Origin of the sequence: Bradyrhizobium sp. 186, from assembly GCF_023101685.1 — a bacterium.
Taxonomy (GTDB): domain Bacteria; phylum Pseudomonadota; class Alphaproteobacteria; order Rhizobiales; family Xanthobacteraceae; genus Bradyrhizobium.
The window spans coordinates 4,794,902-4,815,805 of sequence record NZ_CP082164.1 but is presented as its reverse complement, the minus strand read 5'-3'; the positions used below and the strand labels follow the sequence as shown (position 1 = coordinate 4,815,805).

Below are 20,904 nucleotides of genomic sequence, written 5' to 3'. Positions count from 1 at the left end.
GCGGCGCCTTGCGGTGACAAGGCCGCATGCTTTCCATTACCGACCTTACGGTCCGGCTCGCCGGACGCCTGCTGATCGACCAGAGTTCCGTGCAGATCACGCCCGGTTCGCGCGTCGGCCTGGTCGGGCGCAACGGCACCGGCAAGTCGACGCTGTTCAAGATCATCCGCAGTGAACTGGCGGCCGAACACGGCACGGTCACGCTGCCGCCGCGCTGGCGCGTCGGCAGCCTCGCCCAGGAAGCGCCGAACGGGCCCGAAAGCCTGATCTCGGTCGTGCTCAAGGCCGACCTCGAACGCGACGCACTCCTGCACGAGGCCGAGAGCGCCATCGATCCGCACCGAATCGCGGAGATCCAGACCCGGCTCGTCGATATCGACGCGCATTCGGCGCCGAGCCGAGCCGCGGCGATTCTTTCAGGCCTCGGCTTTTCCGCGGCCGATCAGGCCCGCCCCTGCGCCGAGTTCTCCGGCGGCTGGCGCATGCGCGTCGCGCTGGCAGCGACCCTCTTTGCAGCTCCCGACCTGTTGCTGCTCGACGAGCCCACCAACTATCTCGACCTCGAAGGCACGCTGTGGCTCGAGGATCATCTGGCGCATTACCCGCGCACGGTGATCGTGATCAGCCACGATCGCGACCTGCTGGAAAGCTCGGTCGACCAGATCCTGCACCTGGAGCGCGGCAAGCTCACGCTCTACCGCGGCACCTATTCCTCCTTCGAGGAGCAGCGCGCCGCGCGCGAGCTGCTCGACGCCAAGCAGGTCAAGCGCCAGGAGGCCGAGCGCGCCCGGCTGCAAGCCTTCGTCGACCGCTTCAAGGCCAAGGCGTCCAAGGCGCGCCAGGCACAATCTCGCGTGAAGATGCTGGAGCGGCTGAAGCCGATCACCGCGCTGGTCACCCAGGACGTGCGCGAGATCAGCTTCCCGGCGCCCGAGAAAATTCTGTCGCCGCCGATCATCGCCGCCGACAACGTGTCGGTCGGCTACGATCCGGCTGCCCCCGTGCTCAACCGCGTCACCCTGCGCATCGACAATGACGACCGCATCGCGCTTCTCGGCGCCAACGGCAACGGCAAGTCGACGCTGGTGAAACTGCTCGCCGGCCGCCTTACGCCGTTTTCGGGCAAGGTGACGCGCGCCGACAAGCTGTCGATCGCCTATTTCGCGCAACACCAGCTCGACGAACTGAACGAGGACGCCTCCGCCTACGACCACGTCCGCAAGCTGATGGGCGATGCGCCCGAGGCGAAGGTGCGGGCGCGTGCCGGCGCGATCGGCTTTTCCGGCAAGGCGGCCGACACCAGGGTTGGAAAACTGTCGGGCGGCGAGAAGGCGCGGCTGCTGCTGGGCCTTGCGACCTTCTTCGGCCCCAACATGATCATCCTGGACGAGCCGACCAACCATCTCGACATCGACAGCCGCGCCGCGCTCGCCGAGGCGATCAACGAATTCCCCGGCGCGGTCATCATGGTCTCGCACGACCGCTATCTGATCGAAGCCTGCGCCGATCAGCTCTGGATCGTCGCCGATCGCACCGTGACCAATTACGACGGCGATCTCGACGAATACCGACGCCTGGTGCTGTCCTCGCGCAACGCCGAACCCGGCCAACGCGACCGCAGCGCCGCAAGCGAAAAGTCACAGCGTCCGAGATCGGACAATCGCGGCTCGCTGAAAAAGCGCATCGCGGAAGCCGAATCCGAGATCGCCCGCGTCAGCGAGATCATCGCCAAGATCGACACCGCGCTGGCGCTGCCCGACATCTTCACACGCGACCCCAGGCAAGCCGCGCAATTGTCGAAAGCGCGCGCCAATGCTTCGGACGCGCTGGCGCGTGCCGAGGAGCAATGGCTTGAGGCGAGCGCACAGTTTGATGAGGCGGCGGGGTAACATCTCCGCGGCGAGGCCACGAAAATCCGAAAAACAACCCCATGCAAAGTACCGGTATTAACCACCTTGTAATTAGTCATTGAACGGAATGCCATTTGCCGGGTCGATGGGTGCCGCTGACTCGGCGATGCCGGCGCAATTGCCTTGTGGCATCAGTTGTCGCGATCACGATCATGATCGCGCCGCCGACGCGCGTGGCGATCTGGGCAAACGTCATCAGGCCAACCCAAAACGGCAGTACGCGTAATCCGCGTCTCACCGTTGCGGCAGTCACCGTAATCACGTGAGGAAGGCATTGAGCTTATCGAGGAGCAGCTCCGGTGCTTCTTCCGGCAGATAGTGGCCGCAGGGCAGGCTTCCGCCTTGCACATCGTTCGCCTTGGCGCGCCATGTCTCGAGCACCTCGTAACTCGATCCGACGACTCCCTTTCCGCCCCAGAGCACCAGCAGCGGGCAACCGATCCTCCTGTCGGAATCCGCCTCATCGTGGATCAGGTCGATCCCGGCGGCGGCGCGATAATCCTCGCAGACGGCGTGCAGGGTCTCGCGGGTGTAGCACCGGCGGTACTCTTCGAACGCAACCGGGTCGATGGCGCCCGGCGTTTTGTTCTGCTTGTTGATATGGGTCTGAAGATAGAATTCGAGGTTGTTGCCGATCAAGGTTTCCGGAAGCGGCGCCGGCTGAATGAGAAAGAACCACCACATGTACCGTGTGGCGAACTCCTTGTTCACCTTGGCGTACATCGTCGCGGTCGGCGCGATGTCCAGCAGGACGGCCTTGGAAACGGCATCCGGGTGATCAAGCAACAGGCGATGCAGAACCCGCCCGCCGCGATCGTGGCCCACGGCCCGGAAGCGATCAAAACCGAGCGCGCGCATCACCTCGACCTGATCCCGCGCCATCTCGCGTTTGGAATATCCGGTACTGTCCTTGCCACCTTCGGGCTTGCTCGAGTCACCGTAGCCGCGCAGATCGGTCAGAACCACGGTAAAGCGCTCCGCAAGCTTGGGGGCCACCTTGTGCCAGCACGCCACTGTCTGCGGGTGTCCGTGCAGCAGCAGGAGCGGTGGTCCCTCGCCTTTCACGAGGGCGTTGATCTCGGCCCCGCTCGTTTTGAGGCGCATCTGGCGAAACCCTGGCAGCAACTTTTGAATCTGGCCGGTATTCACGGCATCGTTCTCCTGAGCGAAAGCACCCTGCGCCAGTATTGCCGAACCGACGGCACCACTTGTCAGCGCCATCGACATCAGATGACGGCGCGTCAGCCCGATCTCCGATGGATCGAAGCATGATTCAGCCTGTTCGAATTCAAGCATTAAAGTCTCCCCTGGAACATTCATCCCGCGCGAAACGCCGCGGCCTGTATCAAGACATCGATTTCATCAAGAGTGTCGCGATGACGATCATGATCGCGCCGCCGACGCGGGTTGATATCTGGGCGAACGCCATCAAGCTCATGCGATCCGCGGCGCCGAGAATGGCGACGTCGCCGGTGCCCCCGAGGCCCGAGTGGCAGGCGGTCACGATCGCCGCCTCGACCGGATACATGTTCAGCCACTTGCCGACGAAGAATCCCGACGCGATCATCGCCAGCACTGTGGTCGTGCAGATCATGATGTAGCCCGGATTGAACGAAGCGACGAGCTGTTGCCACGAGACCAGCAATGTCCCCATCGCCACCAGGATCGCGAAAGTCAGGTTTGTCGACATGAACTTGTTGATCTGGTAGGCGCCGAGCTCCATTTCGGCCGGCAGGATCCTGGTCAGCTTCAGCGCCACCGCGGCGATGATCATCATGATCGGCCCGGGGATGCCGGTGAACGGCGCCAGGATCATGCCGAGCACGAACAAGCCGCACGAGAGCACCATGCCGGCGCCGAGCAGTCCGAGATCGATCGGCCGGTCAGGCCGCGCCTCGCCGAGAATGTCATCATCCCCCGTCTTGACCAGCATGCCCTTGCCGTTGAGGTCGTTCCGCGTCTCGCCGAGCCGAGCCAGCAGGCCTGCGCTGACGATCGCGACGACGTTGCCGAGCAGCGCCGCCGGCACCATTTGCGCCACGAGCTCGCCTTGCGGCCGGTGCAGCATCTCCGAATAGGCGATCGAAAGCGGCAGGATCCCCTCCGCAAGTCCGCCCCCGACGATCGGAATGATGACGAAGAAGAACGTGTCCTTCGGGCTGTGGCCGAACAGAAGCCCGACGGCGATGCCCGCGCCGACGGCTGCGATCGTGCCGATGAGGAGCGGGACGAACATGCGAATGAAGCCCTGAACCAGGACGCGGTAGGGCATGCCGAGGATCGAACCCGCGACAAGGCAGGCGATGAAGAAATACTGAAAGTTGGCCGTGCGGAACGTGGTCGTGATCGCCTTCAGGGCAGCCTCGGGCATCAGGCCGTAGCTCACCAGGGCCGAAGGCACGAACAGGCAGAGGATCGCCGTGCCTCCGATCTGCTTCAGGACCGGAATGGTCTGGCCGAGCTTGCCGAGCAGAAAGCCGAGCAGCATCAAAACCAATAAACCGCCGATGACGTCGTTCGGCAGCTTTCCGAAATAGACGGCTGCTCCGCAGACGAGCGCGGCCACGACGTAGATGCCGATCGGCAATGGGCCGATCTTGAGGCGAGCGAGAGTCGTTGCAGCGGCGGCCTCCGGTGCCTCAGCCGGGCTATATGTCGTGTCTACCAAGGGTCCCTCCGCTGTTTTATCGTTCGCGGCACGGCGGATCGAGCCGCGCCGAAATCGTGCCGTTCAGACGATCCAGGGGTTCTCCGCGCGATACCGCGCCTCGAAGGCGTGGATATCGTCGGCGAAGACAAGCGTGGACGCGATGAAATCGCGGCCCGTCAGGAAGGCCTCCTTCCTCGCCAGCTCGATGTCGAACGTGATCGAGCGGCGGCCGCGGTCGAACCGGATCGTCTGGGCCGCGAGATCGATCGTGACACCATTGCGCGAGCTGTCGGCCACGACCTGGGCGAGTTCAGTTACCACGACGGGATCGAGCGAGATCGTCAAGAGACCGTTGTTGGCGCAATTGTCGTTGAAGATGCCGGCGAAGCTGGTGCCGATCAGCGCGCGAATGCCGAGTTGCTGGAGCCCCCAGACGGCGTGCTCGCGGCTCGACCCGCAGCCGAAATTCGGGCCGACCACAAGAAAGCAGGCGTCGTGATAGCCTTCCTGGTTCAGGATGAATTCCGGATTGGACTTGCCGACGCTGAAGCGCAGCAGGTTGAAGGCGCCCTCGCCGAGGCCGCTACGGTCCACGCCCTTGAGAAACATCTTCGGCATGATGACGTCGGTGTCGACGTTCGGCGCCATCATCGGTGCAGCCGCGCCCGTGACCTGATCGAAGGGGGTCATTGGCGTGGTCCTCCCAGAAGCGAACGCACATCGGTGATGTGTCCAGTGACGGCGGCCGCGGCGACCATTGCCGGGCTCATCAGGTGCGTGCGCGCGCCCGGCCCCTGGCGGCCTTCGAAGTTGCGGTTGGTCGAGGACGCGCACCGCTCTCCCGGCCTCAGCACGTCGTCATTCATCGCAAGGCACATCGAGCAGCCGGACTGCCGCCATTCGACCCCGGCATCGGTGAACACCTTGGCGAGGCCTTCCGCCTCGGCCTGCCCTCTGACCTGGGTCGAACCCGGCACCACGATCGCTCGCACGCCGTCCGCGACGCGGCGGCCGCGAAAGATCTCGGCTGCATCGCGCAAATCCTCGATCCGCGAATTCGTGCAGGACCCGATAAAAGCGAAGTCGATCGGGACGGATTGAATAGGCAGTCCGGGCGTGAGGCCCATATAGCTCAATGCGCGGCTTGCGGCCGCCTTGCGGTCGGGCGCGGTCTGCTGTGCAGGATCGGGAATGCTCTCCGTGACCGCGATCGCCTGGTCGGGACTCGTGCCCCAGGTCACCAGCGGCGCGACCTCGGACACATCGAGCGCGATCTCGCGATCGAACCGGGCGTCGGGGTCCGAGGCCAGTGCCAGCCAGCTCTTGGCCGCGCGCTCCCACATCGTGCCTTTCGGCGACCGCGGACGGCCCTTGAGATAATCCAGCACCTTCTGATCCGGCGCGATCACGACGCCGCGCGCGCCCGCCTCGACGATCATGATCGACATCACGATCCGTCCCTCGACGCTCATGTCCGAGATGACGGGACCGCTGAACTCCACCGCGTATCCGGACGCGCCGTCGGCACCGATCCGCCGGATGACCTCCATGACGATGTCCTTGGACGTGACGCCGAGCGGCAGGTGGCCGCTCAAGTCGATGCGCATCGTCTTGAGCCGGCGGTAGCGAACCGTCGAGGTCGCCAGATAGTGCTCGATGTCGGATGTTCCGATGCCGTAGCCGAGGGCGCCGAACGCACCATAGGCCGTGCTGTGGCTGTCGCCGGCGGCAATCACCATGCCGGGCATGACGAGCCCCTGCTCCGGAGCAACCACATGCTCGATACCCTGCCGGGGGTCGAGAATGTCGAAATACTCGATGCCGAAATCCCTGGCGTTCTCGGCGAAATAGTCGACCTGCCGCGCCGCCGCGCTGTCGGGCATCGCGCGGGTGCGGCGCGCGGCCGTGGGGTTGACGTGGTCAACCACCATCAGCGCCGCTTTCGGATTCCAGACCTTGCGTCCAGCCGCACGCAGCCCGGCGAAGGCCTGCGGACTGGTATATTCGTTGAGCACGGTGCGGTCGACATAGAGCAACACGAGACCGGCATCATCGAGATTGCGGACGACATGGGCGTCGACCAGCTTATCGTATAGCGTCCGCGCGGCCATCGCGCTTTCCTCCCGGAAAACTCTTTCGCCCCACCGTGCCGCCCGCCACACTGGAAATCCAATGTCGTGTTCTGATATCATTATGCAAAACATGCATAAGCAATGCAGGGACGGCAGGAGGGTCTGCGATGGAAATCAACTGGCTGCACGATTTCATCGCGGTGGCGACCACACGCAGCTTCTCGCGGGCAGCAGAGCAGCGGAATTGCTCGCAGCCGGCGCTGAGCCGCAGAATACAGGCGCTCGAGCTATGGACTGGCGCTGCGCTGCTTGATCGCACGACTCACAGCGTCAATCTCACGCCGGCGGGCGAAGGCTTTCGCGAGACGGCCGAGGACGTCCTGCGCCGGCTCGCCGCCGGCCGGCTCGACGCTCAGGAGCGAGCCCGCGGCGCATCCGACGTGCTGAAGTTCGCTTCAACCAACGCGCTGTCGCTGACCTTCTTTCCCGATTGGCTGCGCGGTATCGAGACCAAGCTGTCGTTCGTTCCAAACGTGCAGCTCGTCGCCAATCACATGGAGGCCTGTGAACGGATATTGCTGGCTGGCGACGCCCATTTCCTGCTCTGTCATTACCACCCGGCGGCGACCACGGCTTTGGCGCCCTCGCATTTCCGCTCGCTGCATGTCGGCAATGACAGGCTCATCCCGGCGACGGTGCCGGTTTCAGGTCGGAGCCGCAAGCCGCGTTTCAAGCTCCCGGGTACGGCAGCCGCACCGGTTCCGTTCCTGAGCTTCCGTTCGGAATCGGGCATGGGACGGATCCTTGAAGCCGTGCGCGCGACGTCTTCGCTCGACGTCCATCTGCGTACGACGTTCACCTCTCACCTGGCGAAGCTGCTGGTGACAATGGTCCAGGACGGCCGCGGCATGGCGTGGCTGCCTGAAAGCCTGATCGCTTCTCAGCTCGCCTCCGGCGAGATCGTCGCAGCGGCCGGGCCGAAATGGCATGTGCCCATCGAAATCCACGTGTTCCGGCCGAAGCTCCGCCTGCCCCAGGCCGCAGAGGCGTTCTGGCGTCATATCGAGAAAAACGGCAGTCAGGTCTGATATGGCCTCGTCGCAAGACGATGAGCGGCTCGCCTTTTCGCACGCTTGCCAAGGTGCGGCTTCGGACACTGCTGAGCCGAGGCCTATAGCGATGCAAGCTGGGTCCCGGCTCAGCGCCGCGTCATTTCATGCCGCGCCGCGTCCGGGACGTGAGAGTGATCAGGTCGCTGCCTTCTTCTTCGCCTTTGGCCTGGTGGCCTTCGGCACGACCGGCGGCTCCGGCGTGCCCTCGATCGAGGACAGACGTCCGGACGTAAAGGTGTAGATGCCGGCACGCGGGCCGGTCGACCAGGTCACCACCGCGACGCGCCTGCCCGCGGCATCATTGGAGAGATTGACGCTCGAGGGCGCGCCAATGCCGCGCACCACATCGCATTCAGCGTGGCCGAGTGCGACCGTGCCGCCCGTGGCCGCCGGTGCGGTTGTCGACGCATTGGCATCAGCCGGCCCCGGGGCCGGCGCCATGCCGGGACACGCACCATCGGCACTGACCAGATCCTCAGCCGTCACGGGCCGATCCGGAGTGAGTGGCGGCGATTCGATCGAGATGTTCCTGATGAAGAGGCGGCCGGGCTTCTGAAACCATTCGGCGTCCTTCGACAACAGATCGGGCGCGCCGCCCGAACAGCCCGCGATCAGCGGTGCTACGGTGGCCAACGCAACTATGAGCGACTTGGGAAGCTTTTGATGTCGCACGATAAACCAAATTCCCCGCGTGAAGGACCAGCCCTAAGCGATTGTCCCAACATCACTTTGCGGCACGAAGGTGACCGAAGCCAACCTTACCCGAAAAGTGCAAATTATCATTAATTCCGAACGACGCTAATTCCGCCGCTGCCACCGGCCGCGCTCATCGGCTTGCCAATAGGTGACATCAAATCCCCGCGCCTTGCAATCCGTCCAGGCGCTTCGGGCTAAAGCCAGCGCGTCCGGATCGTCGCCGTCGAACAGCCACACCATGCGCTCGTAGCTCTGGCAGTCCTGCGGCAGCGCGGCATTGTCGATCAGGAAGCGGACATGGGCGCCGTTCGGATTGTCTTCCTCGATCGCCAGCACGATCGACTGATCGGCAGCGTCGTTCACGCGCCATGTCGCGTGCGGCAGGAAGGAATCGTCGCGATAGGTCCATAAGTGCGCATCGAGCGCATCGGCGCGCTCCGGCGAGGTCGACTGCACCACGACGCGCCAGCCGCGCTCCAGCGATTTCTCCAGAAGCGGCGGCAAGACGTTCTCCACCGCCATGTTTTGGAGATGATAGAACAGCACCTCAGTCATCTTGGGTCATTTGCGCTCGTAGTGGTCAGCGACCAGCCGGTCGAGCAGCCGGACGCCATAACCGGATCCCCAGCTCTGGTTGATGTCGGTCTTCGGCGCGCCCATGGCGGTGCCGGCGATATCGAGATGCGCCCAGGGCGTGCCGTCGACGAAGCGCTGGAGGAACTGCGCCGCGGTGATCGAGCCGCCATGGCGGCCGCCGGTGTTCTTCATGTCGGCGAACTGGGAATCGATCAGCTTGTCGTATTCCGGGCCGAGCGGCATGCGCCAGACCTTCTCGCCGCTCTCGAGCCCGGCCGTCAGCAGCCGTCCGGCAAGCTCGTCATTGTTGGAGAACATGCCGGCATGCTCGGTGCCGAGCGCCACCATGATCGCGCCGGTCAGCGTCGCCAGGTCCACCATGAATTTCGGCTTCGTTTTCTTGGCGACGTACCAGAGCACATCGGCGAGCACGAGGCGGCCTTCCGCATCGGTGTTGATGATCTCGATGGTCTGGCCCGACATCGAGGTGACGATGTCGCCGGGGCGCTGTGCATTGCCGTCGGGCATGTTCTCGACGAGGCCGATGGCACCGACCACGTTGGCCTTCGCTTTGCGTGCCGCGAGCGCATGCATCAGGCCGACGACGCAGGCAGCTCCCCCCATGTCGCCCTTCATGTCCTCCATGCTGCCGGCCGGCTTGATCGAAATACCCCCGGTGTCGAAGCAGACGCCCTTGCCGACGAAGGCAACCGGCGCCTCGCCCTTCTTGCCGCCGTCCCAGCGCATGATCACGGTGCGGCTCGGCCGCGCCGAGCCTTGGCCGACGCCAAGCAGCGCGCCCATGCCGAGCTTGTCCATCGCCCTGACGTCGAGCACCTCGATCTTGACGCCGAGCTTGCGGAGCAGGCTGGCACGGCGCGCGAACTCCTCGGGGTAAAGCACGTTCGGCGGCTCGTTGACGAGGTCGCGCGCGATGATCACACCATCGACGACAGGTCCGGCCGACGCAAACGCCTTCTTTGCCGACGCGACGTCGCCAACCGCGAGCGAGACGTCGGCGCGTGAGCCACCCTCCTCGCCGTCCTTCTTCTTCGTCTTGTAGCGGTCGAACTTGTAGGCGCGCAGCCGCAGGCCTGCGGCGATCGCGACCGCCTGCTCGCCCGTCATGGCGCCATCGGGCAGTTCCGCCATGATGGTCATGGCGCTGGTCCCGGCGGCAAGCTTGCCCGCCGCCACGCCGCCGAACTTGAGCAAGTCGTTCGCCTTCAGGCTCGTTGCCTTGCCGGCGCCGATCACGATCAGGCGGGTCGCCTTCACCCCCTCCGGCGCCAGAATGTCGAGCGCGGCACCGCTTTTACCTTTGAAGGCGGCAGCGGTTGCCGCTCGCTTCACGAGTTCGTTGGCACCGCCAAGAGCTTTGGCCGTCGCCGGACCGACCTTCAGACCGTCGTCGCAGAACACCACCAGGATGCCACGGGGGGCGGCAGACAGCGGGACAAAGCCGACCTTGATGGCATCGGACATGGATAACTCCTCCAAAACATGGGGCTTTTTGCCGGTCAGCAGTCTTGGCCAAGGGCCGGACCTGAACGGCGATTCAGCGGACTTTCCGCACTATGGCCCGCCCGCCCCACAGATGCCAAGCGCCGCCCGTGGCCGCCAGGCCACTACGAGGGAAATATTAACCATATGTTGAGGGTGCCATGGGGCAGCCATTTTGTTGACAGATCAAAGGGATGGTAGTGAGAAAGTAAGCTGGCGGACGAGATGGCTGCACGACCCTGGGGATCCCATTTCGGGATGGGTCGGACAGCCGGAAATTCCGGTGACTGCGTTTTGGGGTCTTGGTGGGGATCGTGCGGTAGCGCATGGGGTCGATCGATAGGTATATCTTCCGCACGACGCTGGCGTCGTTTGCGCTCGTCCTCGTCAGCCTCACCGGCGTGATCTGGATTACGCAGGCGTTGCGCGGCATCGACCTGATGACGAGCCAGGGTCAGACCATCCTCACCTTCCTCGGCATCACCAGCCTCGTGGTCCCGGCACTGGTCCTGATCATCTCGCCGATCGCGCTGATGATCGCGATCTCGCATACGCTGAACAAGCTCGCGACCGATTCCGAGATCATCGTGATGAATGCCGCCGGCTTCTCGCCGTTCCGGCTGTTCTATCCGTTCTTCTACGCCACCTGCGTGGTGGCGCTGCTGGTCGCCTTCATCGCGGCCTATCTCGCCCCTGACGGCATGCGGCGCATCAAGCAGTGGGACGCCGAGATCACCGCCGACGTGCTCACCAACATCCTCCAGCCCGGCCGCTTCGCCCAGCTCGACAAGAACCTCACGATCCGGATCCGCGAACGCCAGCCCGGCGGCATCCTCGCCGGCATCTTCATCGACGACCGCCGCGATCCGAACGAGCGCGTCTCGATCGTCGCCGAGCACGGCGAGGTCGTGAAGAACGAGAACGGATCGTTCCTGGTGCTGAAGGACGGCAATCTCCAGCGCTTCGAGACGGGCAAACGTGATCCGGCGCTGGTGGCGTTCGGCCGCTACGGCTTCGACATGTCGAAGTTCTCCAACCAGGGCCATGACGTCACGCTCGGCATCCGCGAACGCTATCTCTGGGAGCTGGTCGCGCCGTCCGAGGACGACCCCGTCTACAAGGCGGTCCCCGGCCAGTTCCGGTCCGAACTGCATGACCGCATCATGGCGCCGCTCTATCCCTTTGCCTTTGCGGCGCTGACCTTCGCCTTCCTCGGTGCGCCGCGTACTACGCGCCAGAGCCGCAACTTTTCGATCGGCGGCTCGGTGATTGCGGTGTTCGGCCTGCGCATGGCGGGCTTCGCCTGCTCGGTGATGGCTGTGAAGTCGCCGTCCGCGGCACTCGTCCAATACGCGATGCTGGCGACTGCGATTGGCGCCGGCATCTGGTTGATCGTCGGCGGCATCGTGGTCGAACCGCCCGCCCGCCTGATGGAGGCCATCGACAGATCGAACGCGCGCATCGCGCGGCTGTTCGGACGGCCGGCCGCCGCATGAGCATGCTCACCAACACACTCGGGCGCTATTTCGCCGGCCGCTTCGTCGTCGCGGCGCTCGGCGTGTTCGCAAGCATTTTCCTGCTGCTGGTGCTGGTCGACTATATCGAGATGGTGCGCAAGACCTCGGGGCTGGCGTCCGCCTCCGCGATCATGGTGGCGGAGACCTCGCTGTTCCGCGTGCCGCAACTGCTGGAGAAGCTAACGCCGTTCTGCATGCTGATCGGCGCGATGACCTGCTATCTCGCCCTCTCCCGCCGGCTCGAGCTCGTCGTCGCCCGCGCCGCCGGCATCTCGGCATGGCAATTCATCTCACCGGCGCTCGGCAGCGCGCTTCTGATCGGGGTGATCGCCACCGTCGCCTATAATCCGATGTCGGCAAATCTGCGCGAGCTCTCCAAGCGCATGGAAGCCGAGCTGTTCGGCTCGGCGCCCGGCGGCGGCATCCAGGACGCCTCGGGCTTTTGGCTCAATCAGGTCACCGATGACGGCCAGATCATCATCAACGCGGCGCGCAGCGAACAGCAGGGCGTCCGGCTGACCGGACTGACGCTGTTCCGATTCGATACGGATTGGCATTTCAAGGAGCGGATCGAGGCGCGCGAGGCGACGCTGGAGGACGGCCACTGGCTGTTCAGGACCGTGCGGCGCTTCACGCTGGACTCGCCGCCGATCGATCAGGCCCGGCTGGAGATTCCGACGACGCTGACCGAGGCACAGGTCCGCAACAGCTTTTCCACACCCGAAACTGTGTCCTTTTGGCAACTACCGAGCTACATCCGCTCCTCCGAAAGCTCAGGCTTCGCGACAGCCGGATATCGACTCCAGTATCACAAGCTTCTGGCGCAGCCGTTTTTGCTCGCAGCGATGGTGATGCTTGCGGCTTCCGTGTCATTGCGCTTCTTCCGGATGGGTGGCGTACAGAAGATGGTTTTGAGTGGCGTGGGCGCAGGCTTTCTGCTCTACGTCCTGTCGAAAGTGACTGAAGACTTGAGCAAGGCTGAGTTGATGCATCCGATCGCTGCGGCGTGGTTGCCCGTTGTGGTGGGCGGCCTCACCGGCTTTTTGGCCTTGCTGTATCAGGAGGACGGATAGTGACTGCCGTCCACCGAGGGCTCGTGTCTCGTTTGACGCGGCGCACCGTGGTGCGCGCGAACGGGTGCGGCTTGTCCGTCCGCAGGCTCCTGCTCGTAGTCGTCGCAGCGGTATCGCTCGGCGGGCTGATCGACGTTGCCGCAATGGCACCGGCCGCAGCCCAGAGCTTCACCTACAATCCGCTGCCGCCGCGTCCGAAGCCGCCGAAGGCCGCCAACGACAATCAGATGCTCGTGCAGGCGACCGAGGTCGACTACGACTACAACAATTCGCGCGTCTCCGCGGTCGGCAACGTCCAGCTGTTCTACAACGGCACCAGCGTCGAGGCCGACAGGGTCGTCTACGACCAGAAGACCAAGCGGCTCCATGCCGAAGGCAACATCCGCATGACGGATGCCGACGGCAAGATCACCTATGCCGAGATCATGGATCTCTCGGACGACTACCGCGACGGTTTCGTCGATTCGCTGCGCGTGGACACCGCCGACCAAACCCGCATGGCCGCAAGCCGCGCCGACCGCTCCAGCGGCAACTACACGGTGTTCGAGAACGGCGTCTACACCGCCTGCGCGCCGTGTAAGGACGATCCGAAGAAGCCGCCACTGTGGCAGGTCAAGGGTGCACGCATCATCCACGACCAGCAGGAGAAGATGCTGTACTTCGAGACGGCGCAACTCGAATTCTTCGGCGTGCCGCTGGCCTACATGCCGTATTTCTCGACGCCCGACCCGACCGTGAAGCGCAAGACCGGTTTCCTGATGCCGGGCTTCACCTCCTACACCGCGTTCGGCTACGGCGTCGAAGTCCCGTTCTACTGGGCGATCGCGTCCGACATGGACGCGACCTTCAGCCCGCGCATCACGTCCAAGCAGGGCGTGCTGATGCAGGCCGAGTTCCGCCAGCGCCTGATGGACGGCGCCTACCAGATCCGCGTCTACGGCATCGACCAGCTCGACCCCAGCCAGTTCGCCGGCCAGCCGGGCGACCGCCAGTTCCGCGGCGGCGTCGAGACCAAGGGCCAGTTCGCGCTGAACGACAAATGGGTCTGGGGTTGGGACGGCGTCCTGCTCACCGACTACTATTTCATGTCGGATTACCGCTTGTCGGCATACCGCGATCCGCTCGGATCGTTCCTGAACCTGCCGACGGACGCGCTCTCGCAGCTCTATCTGACCGGCGTTGGCAATCGCAGCTTCTTCGATGCGCGCACGATGTACTGGCTGAGCTTCTCGGGCAACCAGAGCCAGGTGCCGGTCGTCTACCCCGTCATCGACTACTCGAACGTGCTCAACTATCCGGTCTTCGGCGGCGAGTTCAGCTACAAGACCAATTTCGTGAACCTGTCGCGTGACAGCGCCGTGTTCGATCCGATCACGACGCTCGCCAACACCAACAGCCTGTGCACGACGGCGTCGGCCGATCCGCTCGCGCGCACGCCGTCGCAGTGCCTGCTGCGCGGCTTCCCCGGCACCTACACCCGTCTGACGGCGGAAGCGCAGTGGCGCAAATCCTTCACCGATCCGTTCGGTGAAATCTGGACGCCGTTCGCCATTCTCCGCGCCGATGCGATCAATTCCTCGGTCTCCAACCAGCCGGGCGTTTCGAACTATCTGCCCGTCGGCGACACCCAGGCGTTGCGGCTGATGCCGACCGTCGGCCTCGAATACCGCTATCCCTTCATCAACATTCAGCCCTGGGGCTCGACCACCGTCGAGCCGATCGCCCAGATCATCATCCGGCCGAACGAGACCTATGCCGGCAAGCTTCCCAACGAGGACGCCCAGAGCATGGTGTTCGACGCCTCGAACCTGTTCAGCGTCGACAAGTTCTCCGGCTACGACCGTGTCGAAGGCGGCGGCCGCGCCAATGTCGGCGTGCAGGCCACAACGCAGTTCGACAAGGGCGGCGCCGTCAAGGTGCTGTTCGGCCAGTCCTACCAGTTGTTCGGCATGAACTCCTACGCAGTCCAGGACTCCATCAATACCGGCCTCGCTTCCGGCCTCGACAAGCCGCGATCCGATTATGTCACGAGCGCCAGCTACTCGCCCAACAGCACTTACACGTTCAGTGTCCGCTCCCGCATGGACGAGCAGACCTGGAACGTCCAGCGCTTCGAGGCAGAAGGCCGCGCCAACTTCAATCGCTGGTCGATCAGCATGATGTACGGCAATTACGCGCCGCAGCCCGAGCTCGGCTATCTGACGCGCCGCGAGGGCATCTTGACCTCCGGCTCGCTGAAGGTCGCGACCAATTGGGTGGTCACGGGGTCGGCGCGCTGGGACCTCGAGGCCAACAAGATCAACCAGTATGTGCTCGGCGCCGGCTATGTCGACGATTGCTTCGTGCTGGCGGCGAACTATGTAACTTCGTATAGCTATTCCGCGGGCTCGACGCCGCCCGTCCTGAGCCACGCGTTCATGTTCCAGATCGGCCTGCGCACGCTGGCGACCACGTCGACGACCAGCAGTTCTGGCAGCGGTCTCCAGTGAACAGTTTGAAGTGACGGCCGCGTGTTCCCGATCGCAGGTTCACCGCGGCTGATGCGAGCGACAACCATGACGAATCCATTGCCTGTCTTCCGCCTCCTCCTCGTCTTCGCTGCCCTGATCCTGATCGGCACGCCGGCGCGGGCGCAGAACATCGTCGTCATGGTCAACGGCGATCCCATCACCGATTTCGACATCGATCAGCGTTCCAAGCTCGACCAGTTGACGACGCAGAAGACGCCGGGCCGGCAGGACGTCGTCAACGAGCTCATCGAAGACAAGATCAAGATGAAGGAAGGCAAGAAGTACGGCGTCGATCCCGGCGTCGCCGACATCGATCAATCCTACGCCGGCATGGCGCAGCGCATGCGCCTCTCGCCGGAGCAGCTCACCAAGTCGCTCGAGACCAAGGGCGTCCGTCCCGAAACCCTGAAGGGCCGCATGAAGGCCGAGATGGTTTGGACCAGCCTGGTTCGCGGCCGCTACAAGGAGAAACTGATGGTCGGCGAACGGGACGTCGCACAGGCCGTGCAGGCCCAGACCGGAGAGAAGCTCCAGATCGAAGGCACCGAATACAAGATGCAGCCGATCGTGCTGATCGTGCCGCGCGGATCGTCTCCAGCCTTCCTGGAGACGCGGCAGAAGGAAGCCGAGACGTACCGCTCGCGCGTCGCGAGCTGCGACGAAGCCAATTCGCTGTTCCGCTCGACGCCGAACGCCACCATCCGCGAGAGCGTCACCAAGACGACCGCGGAACTGCCCGAGGCACTGCGCAAGGTGCTCGACGACACGGCGATCGGCCACCTGACCGCGCCCGAGGCGACCAAACAGGGCATCGAGATGGTCGTGCTCTGCTCGCGCAAGCCGACCATGATCGACACGCCGAAGAAGCGCGAGGTGCGCGAGAAGATGTACGCCGAGAAGTACGAGAAGACGCAGAAGACCTATCTCGAAGAGATCCGCAAGGCGGCGATGATCGAATATCGCAACCGCTGATGGTTACGCACCCGGTAAAGCCCCTCGCCCTGACCCTGGGAGAGCCCGCCGGCATCGGCCCTGACATCACGATCGCAGCCTGGCTCAGGCGCCGCGAATTGAACCTGCCCGCCTTCTATCTGCTCGGCGACGAGGCGACGATCGCGCGCCGTGCCGGAGCGCTCGGCGTTGACGTCAAGATCGCCTCCGTGAGCGAGAGTGAGGCCGAGGCCGCCTTCGCCGACGCCCTTCCCGTGGTTGCGACCGGCGAGACTGCGACCGCCGAGCCCGGCAAGCCCGACGTATCAAGCGCGCCGGCCGCGCTCGCCTCGATCCGTCAGGCGGTCGCCGATGTCCGCGCGGGCCGCGCCGGCGCCGTCGTCACCAATCCGATCGCCAAGAGCGTGCTCTACCGCGCCGGCTTCCGCCATCCCGGCCACACCGAATTCCTCGCCGAGCTTGCCGCGCAGGACGGATGCGTGCCGCAGCCGGTGATGATGCTGTGGTCGCCGCGGCTCGCCGTGGTGCCGGTGACCATCCACGTCTCGCTGCGCGAGGCGCTGTCCCAGCTCACGAGCGAACTGATCGTCTCGACCGTCCGCATCGTCGCCACCGAGCTGAAATCCCGCTTCGGCATCGTGCGGCCGCGGATCGCGATCTCCGGCCTCAACCCGCATGCCGGCGAGGACGGCTCGCTCGGCCACGAGGAGCAGACCATCATCGCGCCGGCGCTCAAGGCGCTACGCAACGACGGCATCGAGGCCAGGGGCCCCTTGCCGGCCGACACCATGTTCCACGAGGCTGCGCGAAACACCTATGACTGCGCGGTCTGCATGTACCACGACCAGGCGCTGATCCCGATCAAGACGGTCGCCTTTGAGGACGCCGTCAACGTCACGCTCGGCCTGCCCTTCATCCGCACCTCGCCCGATCACGGCACCGCGTTCGACATCGCAGGCTCAGGCAAGGCCAATCCGGCGAGCCTGATCGCAGCGCTCCAGCTTGCGAGCCGTATGGCGGCGACAACAAGCTGATGAGCGCGATCGACGACCTCCCGCCACTTCGCGAGGTCATTCGCCAGCACGCGTTGTCGGCCCGCAAATCGCTGGGCCAGAATTTCCTCCTCGACCTCAATCTCACCGCGCGCATCGCGCGCGCGGCGGCGCCGCTGGAAGACTCCACCATCGTCGAGATCGGCCCGGGCCCGGGCGGGCTGACGCGCGCCCTGCTCGCGCTTGGCGCCAGGCGCGTCATCGCGATCGAGCATGACGAGCGCGCGATCCCGGCGCTGGAGGATATTTCCGCGCGCTATCCCGGCCGGCTCGAGATCGTGCATGGCGATGCCATGACCTTCGACCCGCGCCCGCTGCTCGAAGGCCAAAAGGCCAAGATCGTCGCCAACCTGCCCTACAACATCGCCACGCAGCTCCTGATCGGCTGGCTCACGACCGAGCCCTGGCCGCCCTGGTACGAGATGATGGTGCTGATGTTTCAGCGCGAGGTCGGCGAGCGCATCGTGGCACGCGAGAGCGAGGAGGCCTATGGCCGTCTCGGCGTGCTTGCCAACTGGCGCGCGGAGACGAAGATCCTGTTCGACATTTCGCCGTCCGCCTTCGTGCCGCCGCCGAAGGTCACCTCCTCGGTCGTCCGTCTGGTGCCGCGCGCGAGCCCGCTTGCCTGCGATCGCAAACTGCTCGAGCAGGTCGCGGCCGCGGCCTTCGGCCAGCGCCGCAAGATGCTGCGGCAGAGCCTGAAATCGCTCGGCGTCGATCCGGCGCGGCTCGCGGCGGCTGCCGGCGTCGATGCGACGCGGCGCGCGGAGACGATCCCGATCGCGGGCTTTGTTGCCATGGCGCGTGAATTGGCTGATATACGCGGCGAAGCCAGATAGAAGCATGATCCGGACCCGAAGGGCCGCGTTAGCGCAAAGTGTGAAGCGGTTTTCCGAAGAGATCATGCTTAAATAACGAGACCAAAGCGCGACGATCGCGTTTTGGTAAAAATTCCGGAGGAAAGAATTATGGCGCTGATGCGTCGGCAGTCCCTGGTCAAGTTCGATGCGCCGCTGTGCGAGACCATCGTCGACACGCCCAAGCCGCAAGGCGCGGAGGTGCTGGTGCGCATCGAGCGCTGCGGGCTCTGCCATTCCGATTTGCACATCCAGGACGGCTATGCCGATCTCGGCGGCGGCAAGAAGCTCGACACCACGCGCGGCATGACGCTGCCGTTCACGCTCGGCCACGAGATCGCGGGCGTCGTCGACGAAGTGGGCCCCGACGCGCCGGCAAGCCTCATCGGCGCGAAGAAGGCGGTGTTTCCCTGGATCGGCTGCGGCCAGTGCCGCGACTGCAAGAATGGCGACGAGAACCTCTGCGTCAAGCAACGCTTCCTAGGCGTCTCCATTGACGGCGGCTTTGCCAGCCACGTTCTGGTGCCCGACGCGAAATACCTGCTCGACTATGATCCCCTGCCCGTCAACCAGGCCGCGACCTTGATGTGCTCCGGCGTCACCGCCTACGGCGCGCTCAAGCGCCTGGTCGACCGCCCGCGCCAGCGCAACCTGCTGCTGATCGGCCTCGGCGGTGTCGGCATGATGGGCCTGTCGTTCGCGCAAGCCATGTTCAAGCAGCCGATCACGGTCGCCGACCTCAGCCCGGCCGCGCGCGAGACCGCGCTGAAGAACGGCGCCGCGGTTGCCTACGACCCGGCCGAACCGGAAGTGATCCGGCGCATCCTGAAGGAGACCGAAGGCGGCTTTGACGAGGTCGTCGATTTCGCCGGCAACGAGAAGTCGATGGCGTTTGCGGTCGCGGTCGCCGCGCGCGGCGGCAAGATCGTGGTGTCCGGTCTGATGGGCGGCCAGTTCACGCTGCCGATGGTGCAATGGGTCTACAAGCGCATGACCATCGAAGGCTTCATGGTCGGCACGCTCGCGGAAGCGCAGGAGCTGATGGCGCTCGCGCGCGCCGGCAAGATCAAGCCGACGCCGATGCAGGAAGAGCCGATGGGCGATGTCCAGAAATGGATCGACGAGCTGCGCGCCGGCAAGGTGGTCGGCCGCATCGTTCTGAAGAACTGAGACGCAGGAGCGCTTGGAAGCCCCCCGGCGGCGTGATGCATGTCTCGCCGCCACGCTTTCATCGGCGTGATGACACGAAACAGCGGGTTGGGTTCCTCATGGGGGAACGCAGGAGTTGCGAACCATGGGTCTCGCCAGCCTGCTTTTCGGAATCTTGTGCTGAAATTGCGTGAGACGCGCGTTCCTTCAGGCAACGACGCGTGCGGAACGTCAGCGGCCGCACCGCGTTGGCAGCGCATGTCCATTCGCTGCACCGTCGAGAGCGCATTCTTCATTGCCTGGAGCTTCCTGGAGCAGAGCGGCGAGCTCGGCCCGCCGGATGCGACCGCAAACTTCCTTCTCGATGCCATCGAAGCGCGGCTCAAGACCGGCGAACGGCGGCCGTTGATGCTCGCCAACAAGGCGATCGACGCCTACCGCGAGCAGCTTGCCCAAAGCCGCATGTCCGCCGAACGCCAAGCGCGCCATGGATAGCGGCCCCTCGGCCCCCGGGCCTGGCGGCGTTAAGGTGGGTATAGGCCGGCAGTCCGTCGGGCAGAGCGCGCGGAGCGCACTCGGCAACAGTAACGTTGGTCCAATCCGCAAGGTCGTTATGTTCACTCCTGAACAGAGCGGCCAAACCCTGTTTCGAATTCCGTAGTTCTCCGGCCGTGAACAAAGTTCACGGCGTGGCGCTGGCACCACAGCGCTGTCTTCACCGCACCTTTTGGCGACTTTTCGCCCGCTGTCGGGTCCTTGTGTTCACTTTCGACGCAAACAGCATGAGCGCCACCACTGAGAAAGGCACGCCCAGCCCTCACGACCCGTCGGGCAAAACACCTCGTCAATCTCTCTGCGCAAAAACATTTCACTTTTCCGAATTTCGGATTTATGGCATATACCCCCTCACCTCGGCCCTGCCAAAGGGGCGTTCGCGATCGTCACGATATGCGGGCCGGGCGGCGATGGACGCGGCAGCGTCGGCGCGGGAGGTGGTGGCAGGGCGGGCAACCGTGAGCCTCACGCGACGCGGTACGACACGGTGCTGTCACGGCGGCCTCGATGGTCAGCAGGGGGTGAGCACGCGCCAGCCCCGGATGATCGGCGGGGACGTCCGCGGACGGAGAAGTCGTGTGGTCCTGTAATCCAGTACTTTTTTTCGTTCGCCAACCAACGGATAAAGGCCATAAAAACCAAATACTTAGACGATATGCACAAGATCGGCATAGGGGGCGACCTTGTGTGTCGCACCCCTGCCACACCACCCGGCATGCGG

General features: G+C 64.4%; 17 protein-coding genes. 10 read left to right on the top strand and 7 right to left on the bottom strand.

What is annotated here, in order from left to right; genetic code table 11:
- Positions 1-26: 26 nt before the first annotated feature.
- Positions 27-1,889, top strand: coding sequence for an ABC-F family ATP-binding cassette domain-containing protein (locus IVB18_RS22940; protein WP_247991204.1), 1,863 nt, complete (start codon positions 27-29; stop codon positions 1,887-1,889).
- A gap of 279 nt (positions 1,890-2,168) precedes the next feature.
- On the opposite strand, the gene IVB18_RS22935 is transcribed toward IVB18_RS22940, so the two are convergent.
- The 4 genes from IVB18_RS22935 to leuC all read right to left on the bottom strand — a co-directional run bounded on the left by IVB18_RS22935 (position 2,169) and on the right by leuC (position 6,671).
- On the bottom strand, positions 2,169-3,014 hold the full coding sequence (locus tag IVB18_RS22935; protein ID WP_247991707.1) for an alpha/beta hydrolase: 846 nt from the start codon (positions 3,012-3,014) through the stop codon (positions 2,169-2,171).
- Positions 3,015-3,255: 241 nt separating this feature from the next.
- Positions 3,256-4,578 (bottom strand): 2-hydroxycarboxylate transporter family protein, encoded by a 1,323-nt coding sequence (locus IVB18_RS22930; RefSeq protein ID WP_247991203.1) that lies wholly within the window; start codon positions 4,576-4,578, stop codon positions 3,256-3,258.
- 63 nt (positions 4,579-4,641) lie between these two features.
- Positions 4,642-5,250: a 3-isopropylmalate dehydratase small subunit gene (leuD, locus tag IVB18_RS22925; protein ID WP_276581221.1), complete on the bottom strand. Its 609-nt coding sequence runs from the start codon at positions 5,248-5,250 to the stop codon at positions 4,642-4,644.
- Positions 5,247-6,671, bottom strand: a complete 1,425-nt coding sequence (leuC, locus tag IVB18_RS22920; protein WP_247991202.1) for a 3-isopropylmalate dehydratase large subunit — start codon at positions 6,669-6,671, stop codon at positions 5,247-5,249. The genes leuD and leuC overlap by 4 nt, the downstream gene beginning before the upstream one ends.
- A gap of 128 nt (positions 6,672-6,799) precedes the next feature.
- Between leuC and IVB18_RS22915 the strand changes: the two genes are divergently transcribed.
- Positions 6,800-7,720, top strand: a complete 921-nt coding sequence (locus IVB18_RS22915; RefSeq protein WP_247991201.1) for a LysR family transcriptional regulator — start codon at positions 6,800-6,802, stop codon at positions 7,718-7,720.
- 159 nt (positions 7,721-7,879) lie between these two features.
- Here IVB18_RS22915 and IVB18_RS22910 read toward each other — a convergent pair whose 3' ends face one another.
- The 3 genes from IVB18_RS22910 to IVB18_RS22900 form a co-directional block, all read right to left on the bottom strand.
- Positions 7,880-8,377 (bottom strand): hypothetical protein, encoded by a 498-nt coding sequence (locus tag IVB18_RS22910; RefSeq protein ID WP_247991705.1) that lies wholly within the window; start codon positions 8,375-8,377, stop codon positions 7,880-7,882.
- A gap of 165 nt (positions 8,378-8,542) precedes the next feature.
- On the bottom strand, positions 8,543-8,995 hold the full coding sequence (locus IVB18_RS22905; protein ID WP_247991200.1) for a DNA polymerase III subunit chi: 453 nt from the start codon (positions 8,993-8,995) through the stop codon (positions 8,543-8,545).
- A gap of 6 nt (positions 8,996-9,001) precedes the next feature.
- Positions 9,002-10,501, bottom strand: a complete 1,500-nt coding sequence (locus IVB18_RS22900) for a leucyl aminopeptidase (protein WP_247991199.1) — start codon at positions 10,499-10,501, stop codon at positions 9,002-9,004.
- Positions 10,502-10,845: 344 nt separating this feature from the next.
- Between IVB18_RS22900 and lptF the strand changes: the two genes are divergently transcribed.
- The 8 genes from lptF to IVB18_RS22860 all read left to right on the top strand — a co-directional run bounded on the left by lptF (position 10,846) and on the right by IVB18_RS22860 (position 20,123).
- The gene (gene lptF, locus IVB18_RS22895) at positions 10,846-12,015 is read left to right on the top strand and encodes an LPS export ABC transporter permease LptF (protein ID WP_247991198.1); all 1,170 of its coding nucleotides are present in this window, start codon (positions 10,846-10,848) and stop codon (positions 12,013-12,015) included.
- On the top strand, positions 12,012-13,109 hold the full coding sequence (gene lptG, locus IVB18_RS22890; RefSeq protein WP_247991197.1) for an LPS export ABC transporter permease LptG: 1,098 nt from the start codon (positions 12,012-12,014) through the stop codon (positions 13,107-13,109). Before lptF ends, lptG begins: the two co-directional genes overlap by 4 nt.
- The gene (locus IVB18_RS22885) at positions 13,109-15,598 is read left to right on the top strand and encodes an LPS-assembly protein LptD (protein ID WP_247991196.1); all 2,490 of its coding nucleotides are present in this window, start codon (positions 13,109-13,111) and stop codon (positions 15,596-15,598) included. The genes lptG and IVB18_RS22885 overlap by 1 nt, the downstream gene beginning before the upstream one ends.
- Positions 15,599-15,664: 66 nt before the next feature.
- The gene (locus tag IVB18_RS22880) at positions 15,665-16,591 is read left to right on the top strand and encodes a SurA N-terminal domain-containing protein (protein WP_247991195.1); all 927 of its coding nucleotides are present in this window, start codon (positions 15,665-15,667) and stop codon (positions 16,589-16,591) included.
- A complete protein-coding gene (gene pdxA / locus IVB18_RS22875) occupies positions 16,591-17,604 on the top strand; it encodes a 4-hydroxythreonine-4-phosphate dehydrogenase PdxA (RefSeq protein ID WP_247991194.1) in 1,014 nt (337 codons plus the stop codon). The genes IVB18_RS22880 and pdxA overlap by 1 nt, the downstream gene beginning before the upstream one ends.
- Positions 17,604-18,461 carry a 16S rRNA (adenine(1518)-N(6)/adenine(1519)-N(6))-dimethyltransferase RsmA gene (rsmA, locus tag IVB18_RS22870; RefSeq protein ID WP_247991193.1) on the top strand — a complete coding sequence of 286 codons (858 nt, stop codon included), beginning with the start codon at positions 17,604-17,606 and terminating at the stop codon, positions 18,459-18,461. The genes pdxA and rsmA overlap by 1 nt, the downstream gene beginning before the upstream one ends.
- A 129-nt stretch (positions 18,462-18,590) precedes the next feature.
- The gene (locus IVB18_RS22865) at positions 18,591-19,649 is read left to right on the top strand and encodes an alcohol dehydrogenase (protein ID WP_247991192.1); all 1,059 of its coding nucleotides are present in this window, start codon (positions 18,591-18,593) and stop codon (positions 19,647-19,649) included.
- A 237-nt stretch (positions 19,650-19,886) separates the two neighbouring features.
- Positions 19,887-20,123: a hypothetical protein gene (locus tag IVB18_RS22860; RefSeq protein ID WP_247991191.1), complete on the top strand. Its 237-nt coding sequence runs from the start codon at positions 19,887-19,889 to the stop codon at positions 20,121-20,123.
- Positions 20,124-20,904 lie beyond the last annotated feature (781 nt).

What these genes read in the sequence shown, in the direction of transcription:
- IVB18_RS22915 (WP_247991201.1), top strand. Translation starts at nt 6,800, where the DNA reads ATGGAAATCAACTGGCTGCACGATTTCATCGCGGTGGCGACCACACGC.
- leuC (WP_247991202.1), bottom strand. Translation starts at nt 6,671, where the DNA reads ATGGCCGCGCGGACGCTATACGATAAGCTGGTCGACGCCCATGTCGTC.
- IVB18_RS22905 (WP_247991200.1), bottom strand. Translation starts at nt 8,995, where the DNA reads ATGACTGAGGTGCTGTTCTATCATCTCCAAAACATGGCGGTGGAGAAC.
- IVB18_RS22880 (WP_247991195.1), top strand. Translation starts at nt 15,665, where the DNA reads ATGACGAATCCATTGCCTGTCTTCCGCCTCCTCCTCGTCTTCGCTGCC.
- IVB18_RS22865 (WP_247991192.1), top strand. Translation starts at nt 18,591, where the DNA reads ATGGCGCTGATGCGTCGGCAGTCCCTGGTCAAGTTCGATGCGCCGCTG.
- IVB18_RS22940 (WP_247991204.1), top strand. Translation starts at nt 27, where the DNA reads ATGCTTTCCATTACCGACCTTACGGTCCGGCTCGCCGGACGCCTGCTG.
- pdxA (WP_247991194.1), top strand. Translation starts at nt 16,591, where the DNA reads ATGGTTACGCACCCGGTAAAGCCCCTCGCCCTGACCCTGGGAGAGCCC.
- lptF (WP_247991198.1), top strand. Translation starts at nt 10,846, where the DNA reads ATGGGGTCGATCGATAGGTATATCTTCCGCACGACGCTGGCGTCGTTT.
- rsmA (WP_247991193.1), top strand. Translation starts at nt 17,604, where the DNA reads ATGAGCGCGATCGACGACCTCCCGCCACTTCGCGAGGTCATTCGCCAG.
- IVB18_RS22900 (WP_247991199.1), bottom strand. Translation starts at nt 10,501, where the DNA reads ATGTCCGATGCCATCAAGGTCGGCTTTGTCCCGCTGTCTGCCGCCCCC.
- leuD (WP_276581221.1), bottom strand. Translation starts at nt 5,250, where the DNA reads ATGACCCCCTTCGATCAGGTCACGGGCGCGGCTGCACCGATGATGGCG.
- IVB18_RS22860 (WP_247991191.1), top strand. Translation starts at nt 19,887, where the DNA reads ATGTCCATTCGCTGCACCGTCGAGAGCGCATTCTTCATTGCCTGGAGC.
- IVB18_RS22935 (WP_247991707.1), bottom strand. Translation starts at nt 3,014, where the DNA reads ATGCGCCTCAAAACGAGCGGGGCCGAGATCAACGCCCTCGTGAAAGGC.
- lptG (WP_247991197.1), top strand. Translation starts at nt 12,012, where the DNA reads ATGAGCATGCTCACCAACACACTCGGGCGCTATTTCGCCGGCCGCTTC.